The organism is Streptomyces sp. NPDC005794 (assembly GCF_042871445.1).
Lineage (GTDB): Bacteria > Actinomycetota > Actinomycetes > Streptomycetales > Streptomycetaceae > Streptomyces.
Genome location: NZ_JBIAIN010000025.1, coordinates 80,637 through 102,538 on the forward strand (window position 1 = coordinate 80,637; position 21,902 = coordinate 102,538).

Here is a 21,902-nt window from a genome sequence, read left to right on the forward strand (position 1 = left end):
TCCGCCGTGCGCGACATGCTGCTCATCGCCCTGTACGCCTTCCTGGGCGCCGCCGCTGTCGGCCTGCTCGGCGCGGGGGCGCTGCGGCTGCTTCGGCACCGTTCGATCGGCGCGTCCCTCGCCGTGGTCACCACCGTCGCGGTCGGCTCGATGCTCGCGGGGACCCTCGCCGTGGCGTGGGCGATGTTCCTGTCCTCGCACGACCTCACCGTGGTCACCACGGTCGTCGCCATGGCGGCGGTCGTCTCGCTCCCCACTGCGCTGCTGCTGGGCCGCCGCGTCGTCGTCGGCAGCCGCGAACTGGCCACTGCGGCACGCGACTTCGGGGACGGCGGGTCCTTCACGCCGCCCGCCGAGACGGCCCCCGCCGAACTGGTGGCGATCAGCCGGGAACTGGCGCTCACCAGCGAACGGCTCGCCGCGTCCCGGGAACGGGAGCATGCCCTGGAGACCTCGCGCCGCGAGCTCGTCGCCTGGATCTCGCACGATCTGCGCACCCCGCTCGCCGGGCTGCGCGCCATGTCCGAGGCGCTCGAAGACGGCATCGTCGACGACCCCGCCCGCTACCACCGGCAGATCCGTACCGAGGTGGAGCGCCTCAACGGCATGGTCGGCGACCTCTTCGAGCTCTCCCGCATCCACGCCGGAGCCCTCGCCCTCACCCCGGCCCGCATCTCCGTGTACGACCTGGTGGGCGACGCCCTCGCCGGCGCCGATCCGCTCGCCCGCGAGTACGGGGTGCGCCTCGTCGGCGGTCAGGTCGACGCCGTGCCCATCGAGGTCGACGGCAAGGAGATGACTCGCGTCCTGGCCAACCTCTTGGTCAACGCGATCCGGCACACCCCGGCCGACGGCACCGTCGCGGTCGCCGCCGAACACAGTGCGGACCACGTCGTCCTGTCCGTCACGGACGGCTGCGGCGGTATCTCCGACGAGGACCTGCCCCGCGTCTTCGACACGGGATGGCGCGGCACCGATGCCCGGACTCCTCCTGCGGGCGCGGGACTTGGTCTGGCCATTGTGCGCGGCATCGTCGAGGCGCACGCGGGCCACGCCGACGTACACAATGTGACCGGCGGCTGCCGCTTCGAGGTCACCCTTCCCGCAGCGCGCACCTAGCGAACTCGGCCATCCCCTCGGCGAATCCGGTCTCCGGCTGCCACCCCAGGTCGGCTCGTAGCCGCGCCGAGTCCGCCGTGATGTGCCGTACGTCCCCGAGCCTGAACTCACCCGTCACCACCGGCACCGGACCGCCGTGCGCGGCCGCGAGTGCGGCGGCCATCTCGCCGACCGTGTGCGGTGTCCCGCTGCCTGTGTTGTACGCGGTAAGGGTTCCGGGCTCGCCACCCGCCGCGACCGACTCCAGGGCCAGGATGTTCGCCGCCGCCACGTCTCCCACATGGATGAAGTCCCGCCGCTGCCCGCCGTCCTCGAAGACACGCGGCGCCTCGCCCCTGGCCAGCGCCGACCGGAACAGCGAGGCGACCCCGGCGTAAGGGGTGTCGCGCGGCATCCCGGGGCCGTACACATTGTGGTAGCGCAGGGACGCGGCGTGTCCGCCCGTCGTCCGGGCCCAGGCCGCCGTCAGGTGCTCCTGGGCGAGCTTGGTCGTCGCATACACATTCCGTGGGTCCATCGGTGTGTCTTCTCCCACAAGACCCGACGCCAACTCGGCGCCGCATCGAGGGCAGTTGGGCTCGAACCGTCCAGCCTCCAGATCCGCGACCGACCTGGGCCCGGGGCGCACCGTTCCGTGGCCCGGGCAGTCGTAGCGCCCCTCCCCGTACACCACCATCGACCCGGCCAGGACGAGGTTCCGTAGCCCCGCATCGGCCATCGTGGCGAGCAGCACCGCCGTACCGAGGTCATTGCACGATACGTAGGCGGGGGCGTCCGCGAAGTCCTTGCCGAGCCCCACCATCGCTGCCTGGTGGCACACCGCGTCCACCCCGCCGAGCGCCCGCCGCACCGCCTCCGGGTCCCGTACGTCAGCGGGGATCCACTCGGCATCCGGCAGCTCCGGGGCCTCGGCATGGGCCGTGGGCAGCAGGGTGTCGAACACGACGGGTTCGTGGCCGCGCGCAGTGAGGGCTTCGACGATATGGGAACCGATGAATCCGGCGCCGCCGGTGACGAGTACACGCATGGCCGGAACGCTACGGGCCCAGAGCGCCCCGGCCCCCCGTCCCGCGCCCACGTCATGGAGCCGTAAGAACTCCCCGCGCCACCCGGCTTCTTCGCACGCCCCAGCCGATGAGTACGGCCGCCGCCGCGACCGCGTAGGCCGTGGTGCCCACGTCGTCGGGCTCGGCGAAGGCGCGGCCCGTCACGTACTTGGCCGCACCCGCCGCCGCGACCGTGAGCCACTCCCACCGGCCGTCCAGAGCGATGAGCGCGACGAGCAGCAGCGCGTACCAGGAGTAGCCCGGGGTGAGGAGCAGGAACGCGGTCCCGGTCACCAACAGGGCCCCACTCCATGGCCGTTCGGGGTCTCCGCGCCACAGGACGTACGCCGCGACGGCCGCCGTGACCGCGACCACGACCGGCAGTGCCCACGCGTCGGGCAGCACCAGACGCAGCAGAGCGTAGCGGTTGCGGACCGACGCGTCGTCGTACCCCTCCTCCTCCACATAGCCACCGAGGTACCCGAAGACGGAGTCCCGTGACGCCAGGGCGTAGGGCAGGTAGGAGAGGGCGACCAGGGCGGCGGCGGGCAGCAGGACAGCCGCCGCGTCGCGCACGCGGCGTACCCCGCAGAGCGCGCCGGGCAGCACCACGGCGGGCATCAGCTTGGTGGCGATCGCGGCCCCGATGAACAGCCCGCCCCCGACCCGCCGCCCCCGCGCCACCAGGACGAGCCCGGCCACCGCGAACAGCACCCCCAGCACATCGACATGGGCGTTGTTCACGGCCTCGACGGGGACGGCGGGACACCACGCCCAGTAGACGGCGCTACGGGGGTCGCCGCGCCGCCGCAGGGCCAGGACGAGGAGCCCGGTGGTGGCGAGCGACAGCAGCGCGGCCCCCGTCTGGAGGGGCTTGTGGCGTGCGGCGTCCGGCGAGAGGCGATCGACCGCGAAGAAGTACGCCTCGGCCACCGGCGGGTAAATCGTATGCACGGACGGCCGGTTGAGCCGCGTGCAGTGCACGGCACCCCCTTCCACGTCGGATGGGGGAGCGATGCGGGCGCGCTCCGGAAGTGCGCATTCGGGCCCCGCAGGGAAGAGCCAGTCGTCCCGCAGCGAGGCGAGCGCGAGGTCGGCCGGAGCGTGGTCGTAGGGTGAGATCCCCGCCGACTGCACCCGGCCGTCCCACGCGTAGCGGTAGGAGTCCGAGCTGGTACGCGGCGGTGCGAGAAGGCCCGTCGCGGCGACCGCGATACCGCCCGCGAGGACGAGCACGACCGCCCGGCGCACGGGAAGACCCCGCAACGACCGGGCGGCAGCCGCGAAGAGCGCCCAGCCCGCCGCGTACCACCAGGTCAGGCCCGCCGGATCGGTGTCGTAGCCGTCGTACCGGATGGCGCACGCCAGAGCGGCGACCAGGGCGGCGAGCAGGGCGCTGGAGAGTGCGGTGCGGAAGCGGATCACGCCCTCCAACGTCGCAGCGATCACCGCTCCGGACCGGCCCACCAGCCCCGATGTCCGCGTTTCGTAAGGAGTCAAAGACCCCTGTGTGGACCGCTTCGGGGGTGAGATGGGGGCGTGAGGTCTTCTCCCTTCCTCGACTTCCCCCGGTTCTCGGGCCGATTGCACGACGCCCGGACGGCGACGGTGCTCGGCCGACTGCTGGGGGTGGCCGTGGTGGTCTGCTTCGGCACCGGGTTGATCAGCCACTGTCTGCAGCAGCCGCCGGGGTGGCTGACGAACACACTGCCGAGTCGCCCCGTCTGGGGCTACAGGCTCACCCAGGGTCTGCATGTGGCGAGCGGGATCGCGGCGGTTCCGCTGCTGCTCGCGAAATTGTGGACAGTCTATCCGCGACTGTTCGCCAGGCCGGTGGTCCGGTCGCTCCGGCACGGACTTGAGCGGGCTTCGGTAGCTGTACTGGTCGCCGCCGCTCTCTTCCAACTGTTCAGCGGAATGCTCAACACCGCGCAGTGGTACCCGTGGCCGTTCGCCTTCGTCCCCGTGCACTTCGCCGTGGCCCAGTTGCTCCTGGGGGCGTTGCTCCTGCATCTCGCAGTGAAGTGGCCCCAGATCAGGGCCCATTGGGGGCGGAAGTCGGAAGGTACACTCACCCTCCCCGCAGCCGAAGGACCCGACCGGAGGTCGCTGCTGACCGCGGTGACGGCGGCGGTGGGGGCGGTGACGCTGACGACCGTGGGCCAGTCGTTCACCCCGCTCAAGCGGTTCGATCTGCTGGCGCCACGGCACCCGGACCACGGCCCGCAGGGGCTGCCGGTCAACCGCACGGCCGCGCGGGCAGGAGTCTCCGCAGCGGAACTGAGGGACTGGCGGCTGACGGTGGCGGGCCCGGAGCCGTACCGGCTGACGCTCGCCGAGCTGCGGGCCATGCCGCAGTACGAGGTGGAGCTGCCGATCGCCTGTGTGGAGGGGTGGAGCAAATCGGCGCACTGGAGCGGCGTACGGATCCTGGATCTCCTCGACAGAGCGGGCGCGCGGACCGGGGCGAGGGTCCGGGTGGTATCCCTGGAGCAGCACGGTGCGTACCGGGTCATGGAGATGGGCCGGACGCACGCCCGCGATCCGCTGACCCTGCTGGCCCTGTGCCTCAATGGGGAGGTGCTCTCCGCCGATCACGGATACCCGGCGCGGATCATCGCGCCGAACCGGCCCGGGGTGCTACAGACCAAATGGGTCTCCCGAGTGGAGGCGCGGTGATGTTCCGGTACGCGGTCGGTGCGGTGGGCGTGGCACTGATGGGGCTCGGCGGGACGTTGATCCTCACAGGCGCGAGTGTCCCGTGGGACGTGGCGGTGTGGCTGGCCGGGTCGATCGCGCTGCACGATGCGGTCATCGCCCCGCTGGTGCTGGCGGCCGGCCTGCTGCTCAGCCGCGTACCGGCCTCTTCGACGATGCGGGGGGTGGTGCGCGGAGCACTCATCGTGGCGGGGTGCCTGACGGCGGTCGTGCTGCCGGTGCTGGTGCGGCCGGGCGGCGTGGCCAACTCCTCGGTGCTGCCATTGGATTACGTACGGAACTGGCTCCTCGCCCTCGGTGCGGTGGCCGTGGTGGCGGGCGGCTGGGCCTGCACGAAGCGGGTGCGGCTGAGCCGCCGGGAACTGAGGGAGGAGCCGAAGTGAGTAAGTCCGGGAACGCGGTGGCGGGACTGCCCTGACACCAGGGCAGCTCCACCATGGTCCCGAGCGCCTCGACAGGGTCGACCTGCGGTGCACCCGTTCATCGAGGCGGCGAAGCAGGCAGGTCACAGCGTTAAACGGGCGTGTGACCTGATGAAGGTCTCCGGGCCGCCTTCCACGCCCGTCGCTCCGCCCTGACCGGTCCTCGTGCGGTGCGGGATCCGAGCTGACCGGGCAGATCCTCGCGATCCATGCGAGATCGTGCGGAACCTACGGGTCACCGCGCGTGCACGCCGTGCTCAACCGCGAGGGGGCGGCGACCCTCGCCCACGAGGCGATGGCCATCGTCCGACCACTGGACGACGACCTTACGGAAAAACGGACGTTAAGGGAGGCTGTGAGTGTGCTGGCCCTGGCCGGCCAACACCTAGCCAGAGGCAACCCCGGCCGGGCGGATGAACTCCTCGGCGAGTCCGAGTCCATCGCCCAGCGCCTCCCCGAGCAGGATCGAACGTATGCGCTCAAGGTTGTCGTGCGGGCGCAGGTCGCCGCCGGAAATGCCATCGCGGGAACGGACCCCGACCGGGTCGACAGGGTCGTCCGCAAGTCCGAACGCCTCACGCGTAGTCTCCCGGACGAGGACAGAGAATTTCCCCTGGCCGACATGGCCAGAGCCCTGATCACTACTGGGGAAGCGCTGGTCGAGAGCGATCCCGACCGCGCAGAGGGCTACGCACGCGAAGCCGAACGCATCGTGCGCCAGATCCCCGAGCGCGACCATGCACTGGGGAACATCGCGCGTCTACAGGCCAAACTCGTCAAACGCAGACCGGCCTACGCCGACCACGCCAGAAGGACAGCGGAAAGCATCACCGACGACCTGTACAAGTCGATCGCCGTACGCGATCTGGTCATAGCGCTGGCCCCTGCTGACACCGAGCAGGCCGAACGCATCGCCCAAAACATCACCAACGTCAGCTATCGGGCGAGCGCCCTGACGGCAATCGCGGAGGCACGACTGTGAGCCCGACACCCCTCTCCAGGCTGCGCGCACACCGTGCACGCCTGGTCCTCCTGGGACCACGCCGACCCCGGGCCTTGACCCCGAATCCTGAACACGGGTTATGCGGCTTGCGCCAGCGTAGTTGGTGTGTGGGGAGGGCGTTCTCGTAGGCGATCGGTGATCGTTGTCCGAGGCGGGAGTGTCGGCGTCGGATGTTGTAGCGGTGGAGCCATCGGAAGGCGTCGAGGCGGGCCTCGCGCTCGTCCGGCCAGCTCTTTCGCCCTTGCAGGGTCTCGCGTTTGAAGGTCGCGTTGAAGGACTCGGCGAGTGCGTTGTCCGCGCTGGACCCGACCGCGCTCATGCTCTGCCGAATCCCTGCTGACCTGCAGGCTTGGGCGAAGATCCTGCTCGTGTACTGGGCGAGTTCAACCGGTCGATGCAACACCGGGTTGTTGAAGTGAGCGTAGTTGCTCTTCGAAGACTTCGGCGGGGGTCTTCCAGCCGAGAATCTTGCGGGCCGATTGTTGAGCGCGTACGTGACGGCTTCGAGGTCTTCGGCGGACCACCGAGATAGGTCTGTGCCTTTCGGGAAGTACTGTCGCAGCAGCCCGTTGACGCTTCTATGAGCTCGTAACACGATCATGAGTAGGGCGCTTAGGTATCCTTGTGGGCTGCGCGCCGCGACGGCGTGGCATCGTCGTGCAGATGAGCCATGTGAACAAGATTGCCAGTTCCTCCGAAAGCGCCTGGATCTTCGGTCTGGAGGTGATCGCCGCAGCTGACGTGAGCGAGGACGGCACGATGCATCCTCCCGTCTTCGGCAGGGCTCTGATCAGGGCCCCCGAGGACACGCCACAGACTTTGCGATGGGCAGCGGAGGAATTCGTTGACCAGTGTGGCCCCGACTGGGCAATCTCGTCAGTCCTTCTGCAATGGCTCAAGATCGAGGCCGGCGACGAGCTACTACTGGGCGTGGAAAGCTGTGTCCTGGAGCGCGTCTCCGACGATCAGATTCGCCTTCACGCCAACTACAACCAATGGGACGATCTGGTCGTCCCTATCTCGGTTGTTCGACGCATGCTGGTCGACATGGCGCACTTCATCGTCACGGAGGCCAGCCACCCGCTGCCTGCCTGGCGAATCAGACGACTGGGAGAGCGGGACTGGAGCCGCAGGCGCAACGCTGAGTAGGTCGGCATGCGCGACCTTGGTCAAATTCTTCCCATCGTGGTGCTCACTCAGTTGTCTTCCTTAGCCGCCGCCAGCAGATGAGGCTGCAGGCGAGGGAGACGAAGGCGTCATGGAGTTCGGTGCGACGTTCCCAGCGGACGGCGAGGCGTTTGAAGTGGTGAAGCAGGGCGAAGGTCTGCTCGACGACATAGCGGAGTTTGCCCAGGCCCTTGATGTTCGGGCAGCCCTTGCGGGAGATGACGGGCAGGATTCTGCGCTTGCGCAGTTCGTCGCGGTTCGGGTTGGAGTCGTAGCCCTTGTCGCCGAGCAGGGCGTCGGGCCGGCGGCGGGGCCGGCCGGGGCGGCCCGCGACGGGTGGGATGCTGTCGACCAGGGCGAGGGTCTGGGTGACGTCGTTGACGTTGGCCGCGGTCGTGATGACCTTGAGCGGGGTGCCGTGTCCGTCGCAGATCAGGTGGTGTTTGCTGCCCGTTTTCCTGCGGTCGACCGGCGACGGGCCGGTGTCGGGTCCCCTTTTTTGGCGCGGATGTGAGAACCATCCACGCACGCCCGCGACCAGTCGAGTTCACCGGCCGTGTTCAGCTCAGCGAGCAGGATCCGGTGCAGCCGGTCGAAGACCTCCGCCTTCTGCCACCGGTCCAGTCTCCGCCAGCACGTCTGGCCTGAGCCGAACCCCAGCTCCAGCGGCAGGAGTTGCCAGGCTATGTCGTTGTAGAGGACGAACAGGATGCCCTGCAGGCAGAGCCGGTCCGAGACCGGCTGCGGCCCCGGCGACCGACCCGGCCACGGTGGCAGCAACGGCTCGATCAGCGCCCACAACTCATCGTCCACGATCCACGGTCGAGTACCCACACCCTCACGAACGGCCGAATCGTCACACCGGTTACGCCCCGCCAGCACACTTCAGCAAGATCGTGTTACGAGCTCTATGTCAAGCGGCGAGCTGGTGTTGGGTGATGTGGTGCTGCCAGGTAGCTCGGTCTTGGGTCATGGCGCGGTGGATGACGTCGATCAGGTGGCGTTTGAGGATGCGTCGGGCTCCGCGGGCTCCCTTGGTCGGCTCGTGGCGGGCCAGGAGTGCTCGTGCGCCTGGGTGGAATTGCTGCTGGACGATGGACGTCGTGTAGAGCACGCTGTTGAGTCGCCGGTTGCCGCCTCGGTGCAGTCGGTAGCGTTCCTTGTCGGAGGAGTAGACCGGGATCGGTGCGGTCCCGGTGTAGCGGGCGAGCTTCGCTGAGCTGGTGAAGCGGGTGATGTCACCGATCTCCGCGAGGAGGACCGCTGCGGAGACGTGGCTGATCCCGGTGATCTCCAGGAGCGTGGGTGCCAGTGGGGTGACCAGTTCCCGGATCGTGGTTTCGAGTCCGCGGACGCGCTTGTTCAGCCCGTCTATCTCCGTGGTCATCTCGGTCAGCACCCGGCGGACGTGGGCGCTCATGTCCGTGGTGTCCACCAGCAGAGTCAGCGAGGTCATGCCGGGCCGGCGGGTGAGGTCGCCGGGTGTGTGGTCGAGCCAGAGGTGGGTGTGCCTTGAGCTGGTTGATCACCATGGTGCGGCGTCGGACGAGGTCGGCCCGTGAGTCGACGAGCACGCGCAGCTCGCGCACGCGGTCGTCGATGCGGTGTCGGTCCAGGCCGGGGGTGGCGATCGCGGCGTGGGCGACCGCGGCGGCGTCGACGGGGTCGGACTTCGAGCCGGTGGCGGCGTGGAGCTTGCGGTGGGCGGCCATCAGCCGGGTGGGGACCCAGACCACCTCGTGGCCGGTCAGCAGCAGACCGTCGGCCAAGCGGCGGGCGAAGCCGCGGCCGTCCTCGATAGCCCAGGTGACCGGGGTTCCATCGGCGATCGTGCGGATCCATTTCAGCAGGACGCTGATCAGGTTCGCGTCGTTCTTGACGGTCAACGGCCTGGTCAGCCGCTTGCCGTCAGCGTCGATGGCCACTGCGACGTGGACGTGCTTGTGCGGTCGATCCCCACTGTCACCATCGAGTTGTCCTCTTGTCTGCTGTCGCGGATGACGGGACAGACGCGAGGGCCCTGGCCAGGGGACAGACCTATTGCGAGTTGACGGCTCAGCAGGCTTCTATCAAGTCACTCCCGGCCAGAGCTCTCGCCCTGTGGACCGCCGTGGACATCTCAACGGAAAGCCTTTCGGCACGTGTTCTCCGAGTCACCCGACGGTCCCGCCGAGCCTCTCCCGTCGAAGAAGCCCGGCCCGCCAAGGCTGCACCAATAGGTGTTCTCGTTCGTCGGTCGCTGCCAGGGCGAGTGCGGGTCAGCAAAGAACACCCGCGTCCCGCTCTCCATGGCGAACTGGGCGTGGCCGGAGAGCTCCCGCGGTCCCAGGTGAGGGTCTTGCGTAGTTCGGGCAACTTGGTCATCGAATCCGTCAGTGCCGCGTTCATCGCGACGCACGAAGCGGTACACCGAGGAGTTCAAGAGGGACGCGGTCGCGTTCGTCGATTCCTCGGGCAGTCCTTCACGAAGGCCGGCGACAGAGCCCGTGCGAGGACGAAGAAGTACGCCGACCGGGAGGACGCTGGCGCACCGTACTCGGTGCGCCAGGACGACCAGCGGGCGCACCGCCCCCAGTGGCCGGACCCGCACCGCGGCCCAGAAGCCGGCCGCTGAGCGCATCCAGTGCGATATACGCGATGCGGCCGGTGCGAACCGGCGATGTCGTGCACTCGGCAGCGCATCCACCGGGCGCGTATCGGTAGAGGAAGGCCGTCGGTACCGTCGGACGAATGAATGCGCTGCCGCGGCGGCCAGCCAGCTGTACCGGCGGGCCGTCCTGACGGCACACTGCTACGTCAACGGTCAGCACCGGGCGAAGGCGCCCCTCGACAGCGGAGCGCCGAGCCTGCGCCTCATCGCGGTGTAAATCCTGAGTGAGGTTGCACCATGCGGCTGCAACAGTCAGATGCGGCTGCCGGAGGCTGCGGCGTCCGACGACAACCGTTGGGCCAGGTAGATCGGTATGACGGACAGCAGGACAAGTACGGCGGCGACGACGTTGACGACGGGGGCCTGTTGAGGTCGGGCCATGTTGGAGAAGATCCAGACGGGGAGCGTCTGGACGCCGGGGCCCGCCGTGAAGGTGGTCACCACGATTTCATCGAAGGACAGCGCGAAGGCCAGCAGCCCGCCCGCGACCAGCGCTGAGCGCACCAGGGGGAAGGTGATGTCGACGAAGGTTCGGAAGCTGTGCGCGCCCAGGTCCATGGCGGCTTCCTCGTACGAACCGGACATCCGGCGCAGCCGGGCGATCACGTTGTTGAAGACGACCACGATGCAGAAGGTGGCGTGGCCGACGATCACCGTGAACATCCCGAGTCCCACGCCGAGGGGTTCGAGCACCGTACGGAAGGCGGAGTTGAGCGCGACGCCGGTGACGATGCCCGGCAGCGCGATCGGCAGGACGGCCACGAAGGAGATCGCCTCGCGGCCGAAGAACTTGTAGCGCTGCACCGCGAAGGCGATGAGCGTGCCGAGCACGAGCGCGATCATGGTGGCGCCGAGCCCGGCTTTGACCGAGGTCCACAGCGCGCCGCGGGCTCCGGTGCTGTGCCAGGCCACCGCCCACCAGTCAAAGGTGAGCCCGGGTGGCGGCCAGCCCGAACTGCGGTCCGGATTGAGGGAGTTGACCAGGACCAGCAGCAGCGGGATGTAGATGACCGCGAAGCCGACTCCGGCGGCTATGCGCAGGGTGATGCGCGCGGGGCGGGAGAGGTTCATCGTGCAGGACTCCACTGTGCGTTCGCATACAGATCGGATCGGATCAGAGATTGCTGAGTGCTCCGGTACGGCGCACGGCGAGCAGATAGAGGACGATGATCACTACGGGCACGGTGCCGAGCGCGGCGGCCAGCGGCGGGTCCAGGGTGATGTTGGAGTAGATGAGATTGCCGATGAGCTGGCTCTTTCCGCCGACGATCTGTACGGCGATGTAGTCGCCGAGGCTGAGCGAAAAGGTGAAGACCGAGCCGGCCGCGATGGACGGCAGGATGATCGGCAGCACCACGGAGCGGAAGGTTCGTCCGGTCCGGGCGCCGAGGTCGGCGGAGGCGTCCAGCAGGTTGGCGGGTATCTGCTCCAGTCCGGCGTGGATCGGCAGGATCATGTAAGGCAGCCACAGGTACGTCAGTACAAGAACGGTGGCGGTAAGTCCGTAGCCGGGGCCCTCGAGCCCGAACGGCTTCAGCGCCCAGTCCAGCAGACCGCCTTCGGCGAGGATGAGCCGCCAGGCGTACGCCTTGACCAGATAACTCGCCCAGAGTGGGGTGAGGATCGCGACGACCAGCAGGGGCCGCCACTTGGGGCTCGCGATCCGGGCCGTGTAGAAGGCCACGGGGAAGGCGATCAGTACGCAGAGCACGGTGACCGCGAGGGCGACGCCGAGACTACGCAGGGCGACCTGCCGGTAGACGCCGGTGGTGAACAGCGAGGTGAAGTTGTCCGTGTTCCAGACCTTCACCACATCGGAGGTGAAGGAGTCGGTCGTCCAGAACGCGGACATGAACAACGCGGCCAGGGAGCCGAGGTAGGCCAGGACCAGCCAGGCCAGCGGTGCGGTGAGGAGCAGGGACAGCCCCAGCTTGGGATGCCGGTGCAGAGTCCCGGCAAGCCGCCGGACGAATCCGGCGGCCGGCACGGTGTTCTTCATTAATGCTTAGCCCTTGATCTCGGTCCAGGCCTGGGCCCACTTGGTGTACGGCACGCACTTGACGTCCGTACGTTCGTCCAGGCACTCCTCGATGGGCGTGGTCCAGAAGTGGACGCCCTCCCAGTACAGTGCGTCGGTTGCGTGATAGGTGGTGCAGAAGTCCTCGTCCGTGGTGTAGGCGCACGCCTTTTCGTTGGACGGGGCCTCTCCGAAGTACTCGGCGACCTGCGCGTTCACCTTGGGGGAGATGATCCAGTTCATCCACTTGTAGGCGCAGTTGGGGTGCTTGGCCTTGGCGGAGATCATCCAGGTATCCGACCAGCCGGTGGAGCCCTCGTCCGGCAGGACCGCCTTGACGGGCGCATTCTCGGCCTGGGCGGCGTTCAGGATCACCTGCCAGGTGGTGCCGATCACAGAGTTGCCGCTCTTGAAGGCGGATACCTCCTTGAGGTAGTCGCTCCAGTACTCGCCGACGTTGGTGTTCTGCTCCTTCAGCAAGGCGACGGCAGCGTCGAACTGCTCCTGGTCAAGGGCATACGGGTCCTTGATGCCGAGCGAGGGCCTGGTCGCCATCAGGTAGAGCGCCGCGTCCGCGATGTAGATCGGCGAGTCATACGCAGTGACCTTGCCCTTGTACGCCGAGGACTTGTCGAAGACGGCGGACCAGGAGGTGGGGGCCGGGGAGACCTCCTTGGTGTTGTACATCAGGAGGTTGGCGCCGCGGCCGTGCGGGATGCCGTAAGGAACATCCTTGACCGAGTTCCACTTCTGTTTCTTGAGGTCGAAGGTGACGTCCTTGTAGTTGGGCACCAGGTCGGTGTTGACCGGCGCGGCGTCACCGGACGCGATCAGCCGCAGCGACGCGTCGCCGGAGGCGGAGACCGCGTCGTACTGCCCCGTCTTCATCAGGCTGACCATCTCGTCGGACGTGCCTCCGATCTTGGTGTTGACCTGGCATCCGGTCTGCTTCTCGAAGTCGGTTACCCAGTCGACCGCGGGGTCGTTCGATCCGTCCTCGGCGTAACCGGCCCAGGCGATCAGGTTCACCTGGCCCTCTGACTTGCCGAGGGTCTTCTGCGCGGTGAGCTCAGGCGGGGTGAAGCCGGTACTGCCGGGCGCAGAGCTCGTGGTGTCCGAGGAACCGCAAGCGGTGGCGAGGAGCAGGACACCGACAGCGGAAGCCGCTGCTCGGGATGATCGGTGCAGACGCACGGAGATATCTCCACAAGAGGGGGGAAAGGTGGGATGGTGCGTGTGGGGGGTGGTGCGTTTACCGGGCCTCGGGGACCCGGAAGTTGTGGCGTTGGTGCCATCGGAGCGTGACCCGGGAGCCGCGGAAAGCGGCGACGTCCTCGGAGGAGGTCTCCAGGTTCTGCTGGACGGCAGTGAGTCGGCCGCCTGCGTCGAGATCCACCAGAAAACGAGTCGCGTCTCCCAGGTAGACGACCTCCGCCACGGTGCCGGTGGCGGAGGAGTGGTCCGGCTTGTACCCGGCTGCGGACCCTGGGCTCTCGGTGAACAGGCGGATCTTCTCCGGTCGGACGCTGTAAGTTCCCTGGCTGCCCACGATCTGCTCCGCGGCCCGGTCCTTCAGCAGGTTCGACGTACCGACGAAGCCCGCGACGAAGGCGCTGGCGGGCCGCTCGTAGATCTCAGCGGGGGTGCCGACCTGTTCGATGCGGCCCTGGTTGAACACGGCGATCCGGTCGCTCATCGTCAGCGCTTCCTCCTGATCGTGCGTGACGAAGACGAAGGTGATGCCGACTTCGCGCTGGATCGCCTTGAGCTCGACCTGCATCTGCTCGCGCAATTTGAGGTCGAGGGCGCCGAGTGGCTCGTCCAGCAGCAGCACCTTCGGGCGGCCGACCAGTGCCCGGGCCAGCGCCACGCGCTGCCGCTGGCCGCCGGAGAGCTGGGACGGGCGGCGCGCACCGAAGTCCGCGAGCTGGACACTCGCCAGTGCCTCCCGGGCCTGCTTCGTACGCGCCGTCTTGGACACCTTGCGGACCTTGAGGCCGTAGGCGACGTTCTCTTCCAGGGTCATGTGGGGGAAGAGCGCGTAGTCCTGGAAGACGGTGTGGACGTCCCGTCCGAAGGGGGCCAGGCGGGTGACATCGGAGCCGGCGAGCTCGATGGTGCCGCTGGTGGGTGCCTCGAAGCCGGCGATTAGCCGGAGCACGGTGGTCTTGCCCGAGCCGGAGGGGCCCAGCATCGAGAAGAACTCGCCATCCGCGATCTCCAGGTCGACTCCGGCCACGGCATCTGTCCGGCCGAAGGACTTGCGCAGGCTCTGCAGCCGGATGGCTTTCCCCTCCATGGGTGGGAACCTTTCTGGTGCTGACGGGCGTTAGCCCTAAACATATGAAGTCATAGTTCTAATTTCAATACCCGGCTAAGGTAAAGCTTTGGTACAGTCAGCGAGGTGGTACTACGTGAACCACGACAAACCCGGCGTCCGTAACGCCGTCTTCACACCCGTCGACACCCTGGCCCGCGTGGATGCCGTGGTCCGGCGGCTCGGTGACGCCATCGACCTCGGGCTGCTGGCCGACGGAGAGCAGCTGCCCGGCGAGACCGACCTCGCCGCGCAGCTCGGCGTCTCCACCGTGACCTTGCGCGAAGCACTGATGGCGCTGCGACAGCAGGGCCTGGTCATCACGCGCAGGGGCCGTGGCGGTGGCAGCTTCGTCACCGTGCCCGCCGGGCCGGCGGAAGACCGGCTGCGCGCCCGGCTCTCCGACTGGAGCACCGAGGAACTCCGCGATCTGGCCGACCACTGGGCGGCCGTCTCGGGTGCCGCCGCCCGGCTCGCCGCCCAGCGCACCGACCCCGAGGATCTGCGCCAATTGCGCAGGTCCCTGGGAGAGTTGGCGGAGGCCGAGGGCACGGCGGCGCGGAGCCGTATCCTCGGGCGCTTCCATGTGGAGCTGGCCGCGGCGGCCCAGTCACCCCGACTGACCAGGGAAGAAGTCACTTTCCGGGGCGAGTTGGGGGCGCTGCTGCGTCTCGTGCTCGGCGAGGACGAGTACCTCAAGGACGTTGTGGACCGTCACCGCGCCGTAATCTCCGCCGTGCATGATGGTGCGGGCGACCTTGCTGGGGCTCTGGCCGAACAATGCGTGCAGACCTCCATGGCGCGCCTGATCGAACTCCGCCTCGGTTATACCGACGGCGAGCGCGGTCCCCGTCTGAAAGAGGGCTCCCTTGAGCAGCAACACCCGTCTCGCAAACGCCGGAGCGGCAGTCCTTGAGGTGATGACGGTCGCCGACGTAGACGCCCGCGTTGGTGACGCCCTCGAAGGAGTCTTCGAAGCCGTGGGCCGGATCGCTGCGGACACACACGCGGTGCTCGCCTCGGCCATGCGGGACGGCCGCCGTCCCATGTCGGCCGATCTGGCCGCCCTCCGCCCCGGCCTGCACACCTGCCTCACCCAGTACGACCTGGTCTCGGGGATCGGCTTCGTGGCGACGCCCGGACTCCTCGACGACGTACCGGGGTGGCTGGAATGGTGGCAGACCCGCGCGGATGGGGCCGTCCATCCGCTGCTGCTCGACCTGGACCCGGACCACTCGGCGTACTACGACTACACCCACTGGGACTGGTTCTCCCTGCCCCGCGACACCGGACAGCGGGCGGTCGCGGGACCTTATGTCGACTACCTCTGCTCCGACGAGTACAGCCTCACCCTCGCCGCGCCGGTGACAGTCGAGGGCCGCTTCACGGGGGTGGCCGCGGCAGACATCTATCTGCGGCGCTTCGAAGCGGTCGTCATGCCTCTGCTCCAACGCCTCCCAGGGCCTGCCCGCCTGGTCAACGCGCGCGGCCGCGTCGCCTCCTCGACCGACCCCCGCCACCTGGTCGGATCGCTCACCAAGGGTCCGGACTTCGCGGCGGTACTGACCGGACCGGCAGACGGCGCCCAACACGGAGGGCTGCACCTGCGGCCCTGCGACGGTGTCCCCCTCATTCTGGTGACGGCGGCACCCCCGGCAGGACGCCCGTAAGCCTGGCTCTGCCGGAAGCCACGAATGCGTGCCGTGGCCGGGTCTGTCCAACAAGCGGCTCTGTCTCACATTCGGTGGTGACTCTGTGTGGTGAAGGGTCGTTGATATCGATGTGATGGATGTCAACCAGCTTGTGCAGGGGCGACGTACGCCGGTCGGAAGGTTGTGCGGGCCGAGAAGGCAATTCCGTAACTGTCTGACGCAATCTTGATCACACCACCTCTCCCTGAGCCCCGCCTGATCTCCGAGGCCGGACAGGATGAGTCCACCATCCACCTGCGGCCTGAGTGTTTCCTGCTCGGGCTCAGCACTCAGAGGATCCACCTGTGTCGCACCGCCGGACAGTGCCCCTGACTCTGGTGCTCTTGGGGCTGATGCTCTCCGCATGCTCCTCGAGCCAGCCCGCACCACCGAACGGCGGCCCGCAGGTAGTCCGCGATCGGCTGGCCGCGGCCGACGACGTCCCGTACTCGGCCGCGCTCAGAGCCATCACACAGTCAGGGCCCGAACAACTCCAGTTCATGGAAGGGCGGGTCAACCTCAACGCGCCATTCACAGGGCGCACGACAGACACAACAGAGCAGTACACCGAAGACGTCGTGATCACCCGGCAGAAGGTGTACCGGCGCGCCGCCGGAACCCACGGGCCATGGCAGGAGTTCCCTGCGTCGGCGGCAAAAGGGGGTATACCCACGGACCGGCTTCCGTAGTACGTGCGGCTCATGCTCGATCACAGCGCCTCCGTGCACCAGGACAGCGAACCTATGCGCGTATCGGCCCGCCTCACCCCGAAGGACATCGAATCGGTGGACAGGGCCGTCGGACGCAATCTGCGACCTGCCACCACAATCGACGCAGACGCATGGATCGACAACAAGGGCCGAGTCGTACGCGTACGCCAGAAGATCCACTTCGCGTCCGACCCCGACATCGCAGCGACGATCACGTTCACCGACTTCAAAAACGCTATGCCGGTCAACGCACCCGCTGGGTCCTGAGCATCAGCCAGGCCACTACGAGGCCTGCTGCGCCACGCAGCTATAAATGGGCACGGCAAGGCTGAGCACTTGCCTGGCCAGGCGGCGGCAGAGGGACCGTAAACGCCCAGCGCCGGGTGACCGGCGACCCGGGCGACCGCCACGGCGTTCGACGCCGAGTACGGAGGCCCCACGGCGGCCGCGCTCGCCCCGCGGGCGGCCTGACCTGTGCCTGCCGAGTACTACGTGGACTACCGCTGGTTCCTGGAACGTCAGGCGGATCTACTGGACGACCTGGCGGTCAACGACTACTCCGTGTTCGCCGGCTTGGCCGCCAGGCACAAGATTGACCCGCCCCGCCACGACCAGCACAACCCGGACGCCTTCTGGCGGGCCGCCGTGATGCTGGAGGAGTGCGTCGTCCTGCGTCCGCTGCCTGCTCGCAACGAGCTGTACGGCTTCGGCGTGGCCGTCGCGTACCTAGGGATGCACGGAGAGCAGGTCAACACGAAGTTCGAAGCCTGGCGTGAGCTGATCTCCGACATTCGCGGCCTGCAGCTGGACTCGTACGACATCGCCGAGCGTCTGCGGTCGTTGCGGACAGAGCTGTGAGCGAGGCCGGGGCGGCGTGGCCCACCGCTCCCGGCCTGAATTAGATTGCGTAGTTACGCAGCGGCCCAGTCGTCCTCGACGATCGCGTGCACCACCGAGTCACGCCACTTTCCGGCTCTCTCGATGTGCTGTCGGATGACGCCCTCCTCCACCATGCCCGCCTTCGCCATGGTCCTTGCCGACGCCTCGTTCAAAGGCGATCGTGCTCCCCAGATGCGGTGAAGCTTCAGGTCCTCGAAGCCGAGCGCGAGGAGGAGGCGCACCGATTCGACGCCGTATCCGAATGCCCAGACCTTGGAGTTCAGCGCGAAGCCGAAGGTGGCACCGCGGGGTTGGTGAGGATCGGTGGCAATGCGGCCGAACCCGATCAGTCCACGGGCCGGCAGGGGCAAAGTAGTTGAACTGTCGCACCATCTCGATGGCTACGGTCTTGGCGTCCATTCTGATCATGGTGGGCAGCAGGCACTCGGCCTAATTCGCCGCTCAGCACCACCTTCCGCTACATGCTCCTGCCGGGTCCGCTCAGCCACCGGGGCCCTGTGGGTAGACCTTTACTGAGCTGAAGTGCCGTCAGCTTCCAGACCGAATCGCCTCCACCGTTTCGCGCCTTCGGCGTCTCCGGCCCGCTCGCGTAGTCGCGCCAGCCGCACCAGGGCGTCTCTGCCTCCGATGTCGGCAGCTCGCTGGGCGAGTCGTTCCGCGCCGTTGAGCTCCCCAGCCTCCTCGTGCCGCCGTGCCAGCCGCACCAGGGCGTTGATGTTTCCGGCATCGGCGGCCTGCTGGGCGAGTCGTTCCGCGCCGTCGAGATCCCCAGCCTCCCCGCGCCGCCACGCCAGCTCCACCAGGGGGCCCGTGTCGCCGGCCTCGGCGGCCTGCTGGGCGAGTCGTTCCGCGCCCTCGAGATCCCCAGCCTCCCCGCGCCGCCAGGCCAGCTCCACCAGGGGGCCCGTGTCGCCGGCCTCGGCGGCCTGCTGGGCGAGCGGTTCCGCGCCGTCGAGATCCCCGGCCCGCCCGCGCCGCCAGGCCAGCTCCGCCAGGGCACCCGTGCCCCCGGCGTCGGCGGCCCGCTGGTACAAGTCTGCCGCGATGCCGTAACGGCCCCGCTGATCGGCCGCTTCGGCCAGGGCCTCCAGGTCTGCTGTGCTGGCTGCGTGGTCCCGGGCCGCGGTCCAGAAGGAGTCCGGCGGGAATGCGTAGCAGCGGATGGTGCGTGCGTGGTGGTCGAGGTAGTCGCTCAGGCGGTAGATGTCTGGGAGGGCGCCCATGCCATCCGGGTTGGCGACGGGTTCCAGGGCTGCGACCACGCCCTTAACCTTTTCCCGCGCATAGTCGAGAGCGTGGGCGAACCAGGTGTCGGGGTCCGCGGCGGCACGCTGTTGCTCGGTCAGGTAGCCCGGGGCAGCGGCCTTGAGAAGTGCAGTCGGCAGGGGTGAGGTGTGGCCGAGGCGGCGGGCGTCCATGGCCGTGGTGATAACGGCGTGGCCGTAGGGGCTGTGGCTGGTGGCCTGTTGGTAGTGATCGACCAGTTGCGGGCCTGCCGCGAGGGTCTGAGTGATCCTCCCGCCGGTGCTCGTGCTCATGGCCGTGGCCAGCGATCGGTCGCGGTCAACGATCGAGTTTCGCAGGGCCGTGGCGGTGAAGGACGCCGGAACGTCGACCGGTTTGACCTGGTTGAGCAAGGCGCGGGCGTTCGAGTGTGCGTCCTTACCGGGCTCCGGCGTAGTGGTCAGGGTGCGGTGGTACTCGGGCCACAGCGTGCCCAGGATCACGACCGATGCAGGTTGCTCCAGTTGGCTGTGTAATGCGGCGGCGGCCTCCTCTCCGTCGGTCCCGGTGAGGAAATTCTGGGCTTCGTTGAGCCACAGGACAGTGCGCGGGGTGAGGTCGTTGGCATCGAGCAGGGCGAGGAGCCTCCTGGCGTTCTTCGGGAAAACCAGCTGCCAGTCCTTCAGACAGACGCGGATGGCTTCGAAGGAGGTGCGGGTCTTGCCCGTGCAGGACTCTCCGCGCACGAGCACCAGCGTCGCCTGACCGGCGGAGGCCGCCTTAACCAGCTGGTCGCGCAGCTGCCGGTCGTGGTCGCGTTCGATGTAGTCCGGGAGTACGAAAGCGCCCTCGTCATCCGGTGGGGTGGTGCCATGAATGGCGGGGTGGACGCCGAGCTGCTGCGCTGTCCACGACGCGACAGGCCGAGGGCGATCGATCCGGGCAACGTTCCGCTTCTCGGAAATATGCTGGTGGAGCTGCCCGATGCTGTAGGCGGCGACCCCGCCATGTGTCGCCCGTACAGATGCGGACGGTGCGGGGCTCGTGACTGAGGTGGTGCCGGGTCCGCTCAGCCCTGGGGCGGTGCCGGCTGCGGAGGGTTTCCCAGAGTCACGCTGCCCATGTTCCAGGCGGCTGCGGACGCGTGGACGGCACGGATGTCTACGTTTCCGCCGACGGCCTGCCCACTCTGGCTGGCCGATACCCCACCTGGAGGGATGCGCTGGTCAAGCAAGACGCTCAGTTGCTCGGCGGCCTGGGCCCGCTCGGTGTATTCGAGGCCTTCCAGCAGGGCCGCGATACGAGCCTGCCACGCCGCCTCTTGACGGATGCGTACCCGCTCCAGCTCGGCCGGCCCCGCTGCATCTAGTGCCGGATCAGGCAACGTTTGCCCTGTCGACGACGGCGCGTAGGCGTTGGTCGTCGGCGTGGCGGTTTCGCCAGATGATGTAGCGGCGGATCATGCTGCCCTGCTTCCTTGTGGTCGGCGTGGTCCGTGCCGTCGAGGGTGAAGTAGCGCAGGGCCGTGAACTGGGCCTCGATGCGGTTGAGCCAGGAGCTGTTGGTCGGGGTGTAGGCCATCTCGACGTTGTTCGCCGTCACCCAGGTGCCGACGCGCTGGCACTTCTTCGTGGTCAGATGCGGGGAGAAGTTGTCACTGACGATCGCGACCCGGATTTCTCGCGGGTAGAGCGTGCGCAGGTAGCGGCAGAACTCCAGGAACTGCGTCCGTCTCTTGACCGGCTTGATGTGGCCGTAGAGCTTGTCCTTGGCCAGGTCCAGGGCGGCGAACAGGTGTCGCACGCCGCCGTAGCGGTTGTAGGTCGCCCGGCGCCGCCGGCGGGGCTCACGATCGGGATCCTTGTGCTTGCCTCCGCGTTCGGCCCACTGTCGGCCCGGGTGCGGCATCAGATTGAGGGGTCCGAACTCGTCCATGCAGAAGATGACTTCGGGTTCGCCGTCCTCGGGTATGACCTCGCCGTCGGCGATCGCATAGAGGTGCTCGACGCGGGCCTTCTTGGCCGCGTAATCCGGATCACGCGAGGTCTTCCAGGTCTTCAGGCGTTGAAAAGAGACGCCTTCCTCGCGGAGCAGAATGCGCAGGCCCTCGTGGCTGATGTCGTCGACCACCCCCTCGGCTACCAGGAAGTCCGCCAGCTTGGTCAGACTCCAGGTCGAGAACGGCAGGTCATGCTCGGTGGGCTTGGACTTGGCGATTTTCTTGATCTCGCGGCGTTCAGGCAGCGTGAACGTCTTCGGCCGACCACCGGAGTACTTCGGATACAGCGAGTCGAAACCGTCGGTGTTGAAGTTGTGGATCACGTCCCGAACGCGGTCGTCGCTGGTGAACGACACCTCGGCGATCCTTGCCACCGGCATGCCCTGCGCGGACAGCAGCACCATCTGGGCCCGCCGCCAGGTCACCACCGACCCGGTGCCCCTGCGGATGATCCGCAGCAGCCGCCGCCCCTCGTCATCATCGATCTCACGGACCTGCACTCGTATCGCCACCCGAACAGGGTGACCGTCACGCGCCAATCGGCACAGCACCCGGACGGCGCGTCACATCACAACAGGGCAAACGTTGCCTGATCCGGCACTAGCTCACCTGCGGTCCGGTCGAGGTGCTCCAGTTCGGCGCTCTCGCACTGCGTGTTTCCCCTGCCGAACCAACGGCTTAGCTGCTGGCGCAGCCCTGCCCATGCGTCGGTGCTGGCGGCCTCCACCACCGCAGTTCCTCCTGCGGCAGCCAGCGCGGTCATTGCCTCCGACAACATCCTCGTCCCTTCTCCGGAGAGATCAGCCGGGGGGCACGTGCCGTACCAGATGCCTTCCCCACGTCACTCCATCAGACACGTGCCTCCGTTGTCCCTGGTTCCGCCAAGGATCACCCTCAGCCGTGGGCGTGCATGGTCTCA

General features: G+C 67.9%; 20 protein-coding genes and 5 pseudogenes. 9 read left to right on the forward strand and 16 right to left on the reverse strand.

What is annotated here, in order from left to right; genetic code table 11:
* Positions 1-6: 6 nt before the first annotated feature.
* The gene (locus ACFYQ5_RS31255) at positions 7-1,119 is read left to right on the forward strand and encodes a sensor histidine kinase (RefSeq protein ID WP_389202440.1); all 1,113 of its coding nucleotides are present in this window, start codon (positions 7-9) and stop codon (positions 1,117-1,119) included.
* On the opposite strand, the gene ACFYQ5_RS31260 is transcribed toward ACFYQ5_RS31255, so the two are convergent.
* Complete coding sequence (locus ACFYQ5_RS31260; protein ID WP_389202441.1) at positions 1,094-2,146, reverse strand: NAD-dependent epimerase/dehydratase family protein; 1,053 nt, start codon at positions 2,144-2,146, stop codon at positions 1,094-1,096. The two genes, ACFYQ5_RS31255 and ACFYQ5_RS31260, sit on opposite strands and share 26 nt — an antisense overlap.
* A gap of 52 nt (positions 2,147-2,198) precedes the next feature.
* Positions 2,199-3,665: a glycosyltransferase 87 family protein gene (locus tag ACFYQ5_RS31265; protein ID WP_389202443.1), complete on the reverse strand. Its 1,467-nt coding sequence runs from the start codon at positions 3,663-3,665 to the stop codon at positions 2,199-2,201.
* Positions 3,666-3,704: 39 nt separating this feature from the next.
* On the opposite strand from ACFYQ5_RS31265, the gene ACFYQ5_RS31270 reads away from it, so the two are divergent.
* From ACFYQ5_RS31270 to ACFYQ5_RS31280, 3 genes are all read left to right on the forward strand, one after another.
* Positions 3,705-4,844 (forward strand): molybdopterin-dependent oxidoreductase, encoded by a 1,140-nt coding sequence (locus ACFYQ5_RS31270; protein ID WP_389202444.1) that lies wholly within the window; start codon positions 3,705-3,707, stop codon positions 4,842-4,844.
* Positions 4,844-5,266: a hypothetical protein gene (locus ACFYQ5_RS31275; RefSeq protein WP_389202446.1), complete on the forward strand. Its 423-nt coding sequence runs from the start codon at positions 4,844-4,846 to the stop codon at positions 5,264-5,266. The genes ACFYQ5_RS31270 and ACFYQ5_RS31275 overlap by 1 nt, the downstream gene beginning before the upstream one ends.
* Positions 5,267-5,549: 283 nt before the next feature.
* Positions 5,550-6,287 (forward strand): hypothetical protein, encoded by a 738-nt coding sequence (locus tag ACFYQ5_RS31280; protein WP_389202447.1) that lies wholly within the window; start codon positions 5,550-5,552, stop codon positions 6,285-6,287.
* A 142-nt stretch (positions 6,288-6,429) separates the two neighbouring features.
* Here ACFYQ5_RS31280 and ACFYQ5_RS31285 read toward each other — a convergent pair.
* Together ACFYQ5_RS31285 and ACFYQ5_RS31290 are read right to left on the reverse strand one after the other, a co-directional pair.
* Positions 6,430-6,681, reverse strand: a pseudogene (locus tag ACFYQ5_RS31285) (integrase core domain-containing protein); the annotation flags it as partial.
* A gap of 10 nt (positions 6,682-6,691) precedes the next feature.
* A pseudogene (locus tag ACFYQ5_RS31290) lies at positions 6,692-6,882 on the reverse strand (transposase); the annotation flags it as partial.
* Between the two features lie 89 nt (positions 6,883-6,971).
* On the opposite strand from ACFYQ5_RS31290, the gene ACFYQ5_RS31295 reads away from it, so the two are divergent.
* Complete coding sequence (locus ACFYQ5_RS31295; protein WP_389202448.1) at positions 6,972-7,457, forward strand: hypothetical protein; 486 nt, start codon at positions 6,972-6,974, stop codon at positions 7,455-7,457.
* A gap of 43 nt (positions 7,458-7,500) precedes the next feature.
* Here the strand turns inward: ACFYQ5_RS31295 and ACFYQ5_RS31300 are convergent.
* From ACFYQ5_RS31300 to ACFYQ5_RS31335, 8 genes and pseudogenes are all read right to left on the reverse strand, one after another.
* Positions 7,501-8,291 (reverse strand): IS5 family transposase gene (locus tag ACFYQ5_RS31300; RefSeq protein ID WP_389202481.1). Its coding sequence is split into 2 segments (ribosomal slippage): positions 7,501-7,976 and positions 7,976-8,291, totalling 792 coding nucleotides; the frame shifts between segments, so codons are not numbered across the junction.
* Between the two features lie 97 nt (positions 8,292-8,388).
* The gene (locus tag ACFYQ5_RS31305) at positions 8,389-8,931 is read right to left on the reverse strand and encodes a transposase (protein ID WP_389202450.1); all 543 of its coding nucleotides are present in this window, start codon (positions 8,929-8,931) and stop codon (positions 8,389-8,391) included.
* Between the two features lie 61 nt (positions 8,932-8,992).
* Positions 8,993-9,484 (reverse strand): annotated as a pseudogene (locus tag ACFYQ5_RS31310) (transposase); the annotation flags it as partial.
* A gap of 209 nt (positions 9,485-9,693) precedes the next feature.
* Positions 9,694-9,869 (reverse strand): annotated as a pseudogene (locus tag ACFYQ5_RS31315) (transposase); the annotation flags it as partial.
* Between the two features lie 508 nt (positions 9,870-10,377).
* Positions 10,378-11,196 carry an ABC transporter permease gene (locus ACFYQ5_RS31320; RefSeq protein WP_389202451.1) on the reverse strand — a complete coding sequence of 273 codons (819 nt, stop codon included), beginning with the start codon at positions 11,194-11,196 and terminating at the stop codon, positions 10,378-10,380.
* 43 nt (positions 11,197-11,239) lie between these two features.
* Positions 11,240-12,124: an ABC transporter permease gene (locus ACFYQ5_RS31325; RefSeq protein ID WP_389202453.1), complete on the reverse strand. Its 885-nt coding sequence runs from the start codon at positions 12,122-12,124 to the stop codon at positions 11,240-11,242.
* Between the two features lie 6 nt (positions 12,125-12,130).
* The gene (locus ACFYQ5_RS31330; protein WP_389202454.1) at positions 12,131-13,336 is read right to left on the reverse strand and encodes an ABC transporter substrate-binding protein; all 1,206 of its coding nucleotides are present in this window, start codon (positions 13,334-13,336) and stop codon (positions 12,131-12,133) included.
* A 58-nt stretch (positions 13,337-13,394) separates the two neighbouring features.
* Positions 13,395-14,441 (reverse strand): ABC transporter ATP-binding protein, encoded by a 1,047-nt coding sequence (locus ACFYQ5_RS31335; protein WP_389202456.1) that lies wholly within the window; start codon positions 14,439-14,441, stop codon positions 13,395-13,397.
* A gap of 115 nt (positions 14,442-14,556) precedes the next feature.
* Here ACFYQ5_RS31335 and ACFYQ5_RS31340 point away from each other — a divergent pair, with 115 nt between their 5' ends.
* The 4 genes from ACFYQ5_RS31340 to ACFYQ5_RS31355 all read left to right on the forward strand — a co-directional run bounded on the left by ACFYQ5_RS31340 (position 14,557) and on the right by ACFYQ5_RS31355 (position 17,718).
* A complete protein-coding gene (locus ACFYQ5_RS31340; RefSeq protein ID WP_389202458.1) occupies positions 14,557-15,375 on the forward strand; it encodes a FadR/GntR family transcriptional regulator in 819 nt (272 codons plus the stop codon).
* Positions 15,376-15,379: 4 nt separating this feature from the next.
* Complete coding sequence (locus tag ACFYQ5_RS31345; RefSeq protein ID WP_389202482.1) at positions 15,380-16,129, forward strand: hypothetical protein; 750 nt, start codon at positions 15,380-15,382, stop codon at positions 16,127-16,129.
* A gap of 722 nt (positions 16,130-16,851) precedes the next feature.
* Complete coding sequence (locus ACFYQ5_RS31350; RefSeq protein WP_389202460.1) at positions 16,852-17,127, forward strand: hypothetical protein; 276 nt, start codon at positions 16,852-16,854, stop codon at positions 17,125-17,127.
* A gap of 207 nt (positions 17,128-17,334) precedes the next feature.
* Entirely contained in the window at positions 17,335-17,718 is a 384-nt protein-coding gene (locus tag ACFYQ5_RS31355) for a toxin Doc (protein WP_389202461.1), read from the forward strand.
* A 53-nt stretch (positions 17,719-17,771) separates the two neighbouring features.
* Here ACFYQ5_RS31355 and ACFYQ5_RS31360 read toward each other — a convergent pair whose 3' ends face one another.
* From ACFYQ5_RS31360 to ACFYQ5_RS31375, 4 genes and pseudogenes are all read right to left on the reverse strand, one after another.
* Positions 17,772-18,110, reverse strand: a complete 339-nt coding sequence (locus ACFYQ5_RS31360) for a GNAT family N-acetyltransferase (RefSeq protein WP_389202463.1) — start codon at positions 18,108-18,110, stop codon at positions 17,772-17,774.
* Positions 18,111-18,269: 159 nt separating this feature from the next.
* Positions 18,270-19,730 carry a tetratricopeptide repeat protein gene (locus tag ACFYQ5_RS31365; protein WP_389202465.1) on the reverse strand — a complete coding sequence of 487 codons (1,461 nt, stop codon included), beginning with the start codon at positions 19,728-19,730 and terminating at the stop codon, positions 18,270-18,272.
* Positions 19,731-20,360: 630 nt separating this feature from the next.
* Positions 20,361-21,495 (reverse strand): annotated as a pseudogene (locus ACFYQ5_RS31370) (IS630 family transposase).
* A 56-nt stretch (positions 21,496-21,551) separates the two neighbouring features.
* Positions 21,552-21,746 (reverse strand): hypothetical protein, encoded by a 195-nt coding sequence (locus tag ACFYQ5_RS31375; RefSeq protein WP_389202467.1) that lies wholly within the window; start codon positions 21,744-21,746, stop codon positions 21,552-21,554.
* Between the last annotated feature and the right edge of the window lie 156 nt (positions 21,747-21,902).

Bases quoted from the DNA above. Each gene is read 5' to 3' on its own strand.
- ACFYQ5_RS31260 (WP_389202441.1), bottom strand. From the start codon at position 2,146: ATGCGTGTACTCGTCACCGGCGGCGCCGGATTCATCGGTTCCCATATC.
- ACFYQ5_RS31275 (WP_389202446.1), top strand. From the start codon at position 4,844: ATGTTCCGGTACGCGGTCGGTGCGGTGGGCGTGGCACTGATGGGGCTC.
- ACFYQ5_RS31295 (WP_389202448.1), top strand. From the start codon at position 6,972: ATGAGCCATGTGAACAAGATTGCCAGTTCCTCCGAAAGCGCCTGGATC.
- ACFYQ5_RS31305 (WP_389202450.1), bottom strand. From the start codon at position 8,931: ATGACCTCGCTGACTCTGCTGGTGGACACCACGGACATGAGCGCCCAC.
- ACFYQ5_RS31320 (WP_389202451.1), bottom strand. From the start codon at position 11,196: ATGAACCTCTCCCGCCCCGCGCGCATCACCCTGCGCATAGCCGCCGGA.
- ACFYQ5_RS31325 (WP_389202453.1), bottom strand. From the start codon at position 12,124: ATGAAGAACACCGTGCCGGCCGCCGGATTCGTCCGGCGGCTTGCCGGG.
- ACFYQ5_RS31335 (WP_389202456.1), bottom strand. From the start codon at position 14,441: ATGGAGGGGAAAGCCATCCGGCTGCAGAGCCTGCGCAAGTCCTTCGGC.
- ACFYQ5_RS31345 (WP_389202482.1), top strand. From the start codon at position 15,380: ATGACGGTCGCCGACGTAGACGCCCGCGTTGGTGACGCCCTCGAAGGA.
- ACFYQ5_RS31350 (WP_389202460.1), top strand. From the start codon at position 16,852: ATGCTCGATCACAGCGCCTCCGTGCACCAGGACAGCGAACCTATGCGC.
- ACFYQ5_RS31375 (WP_389202467.1), bottom strand. From the start codon at position 21,746: ATGACCGCGCTGGCTGCCGCAGGAGGAACTGCGGTGGTGGAGGCCGCC.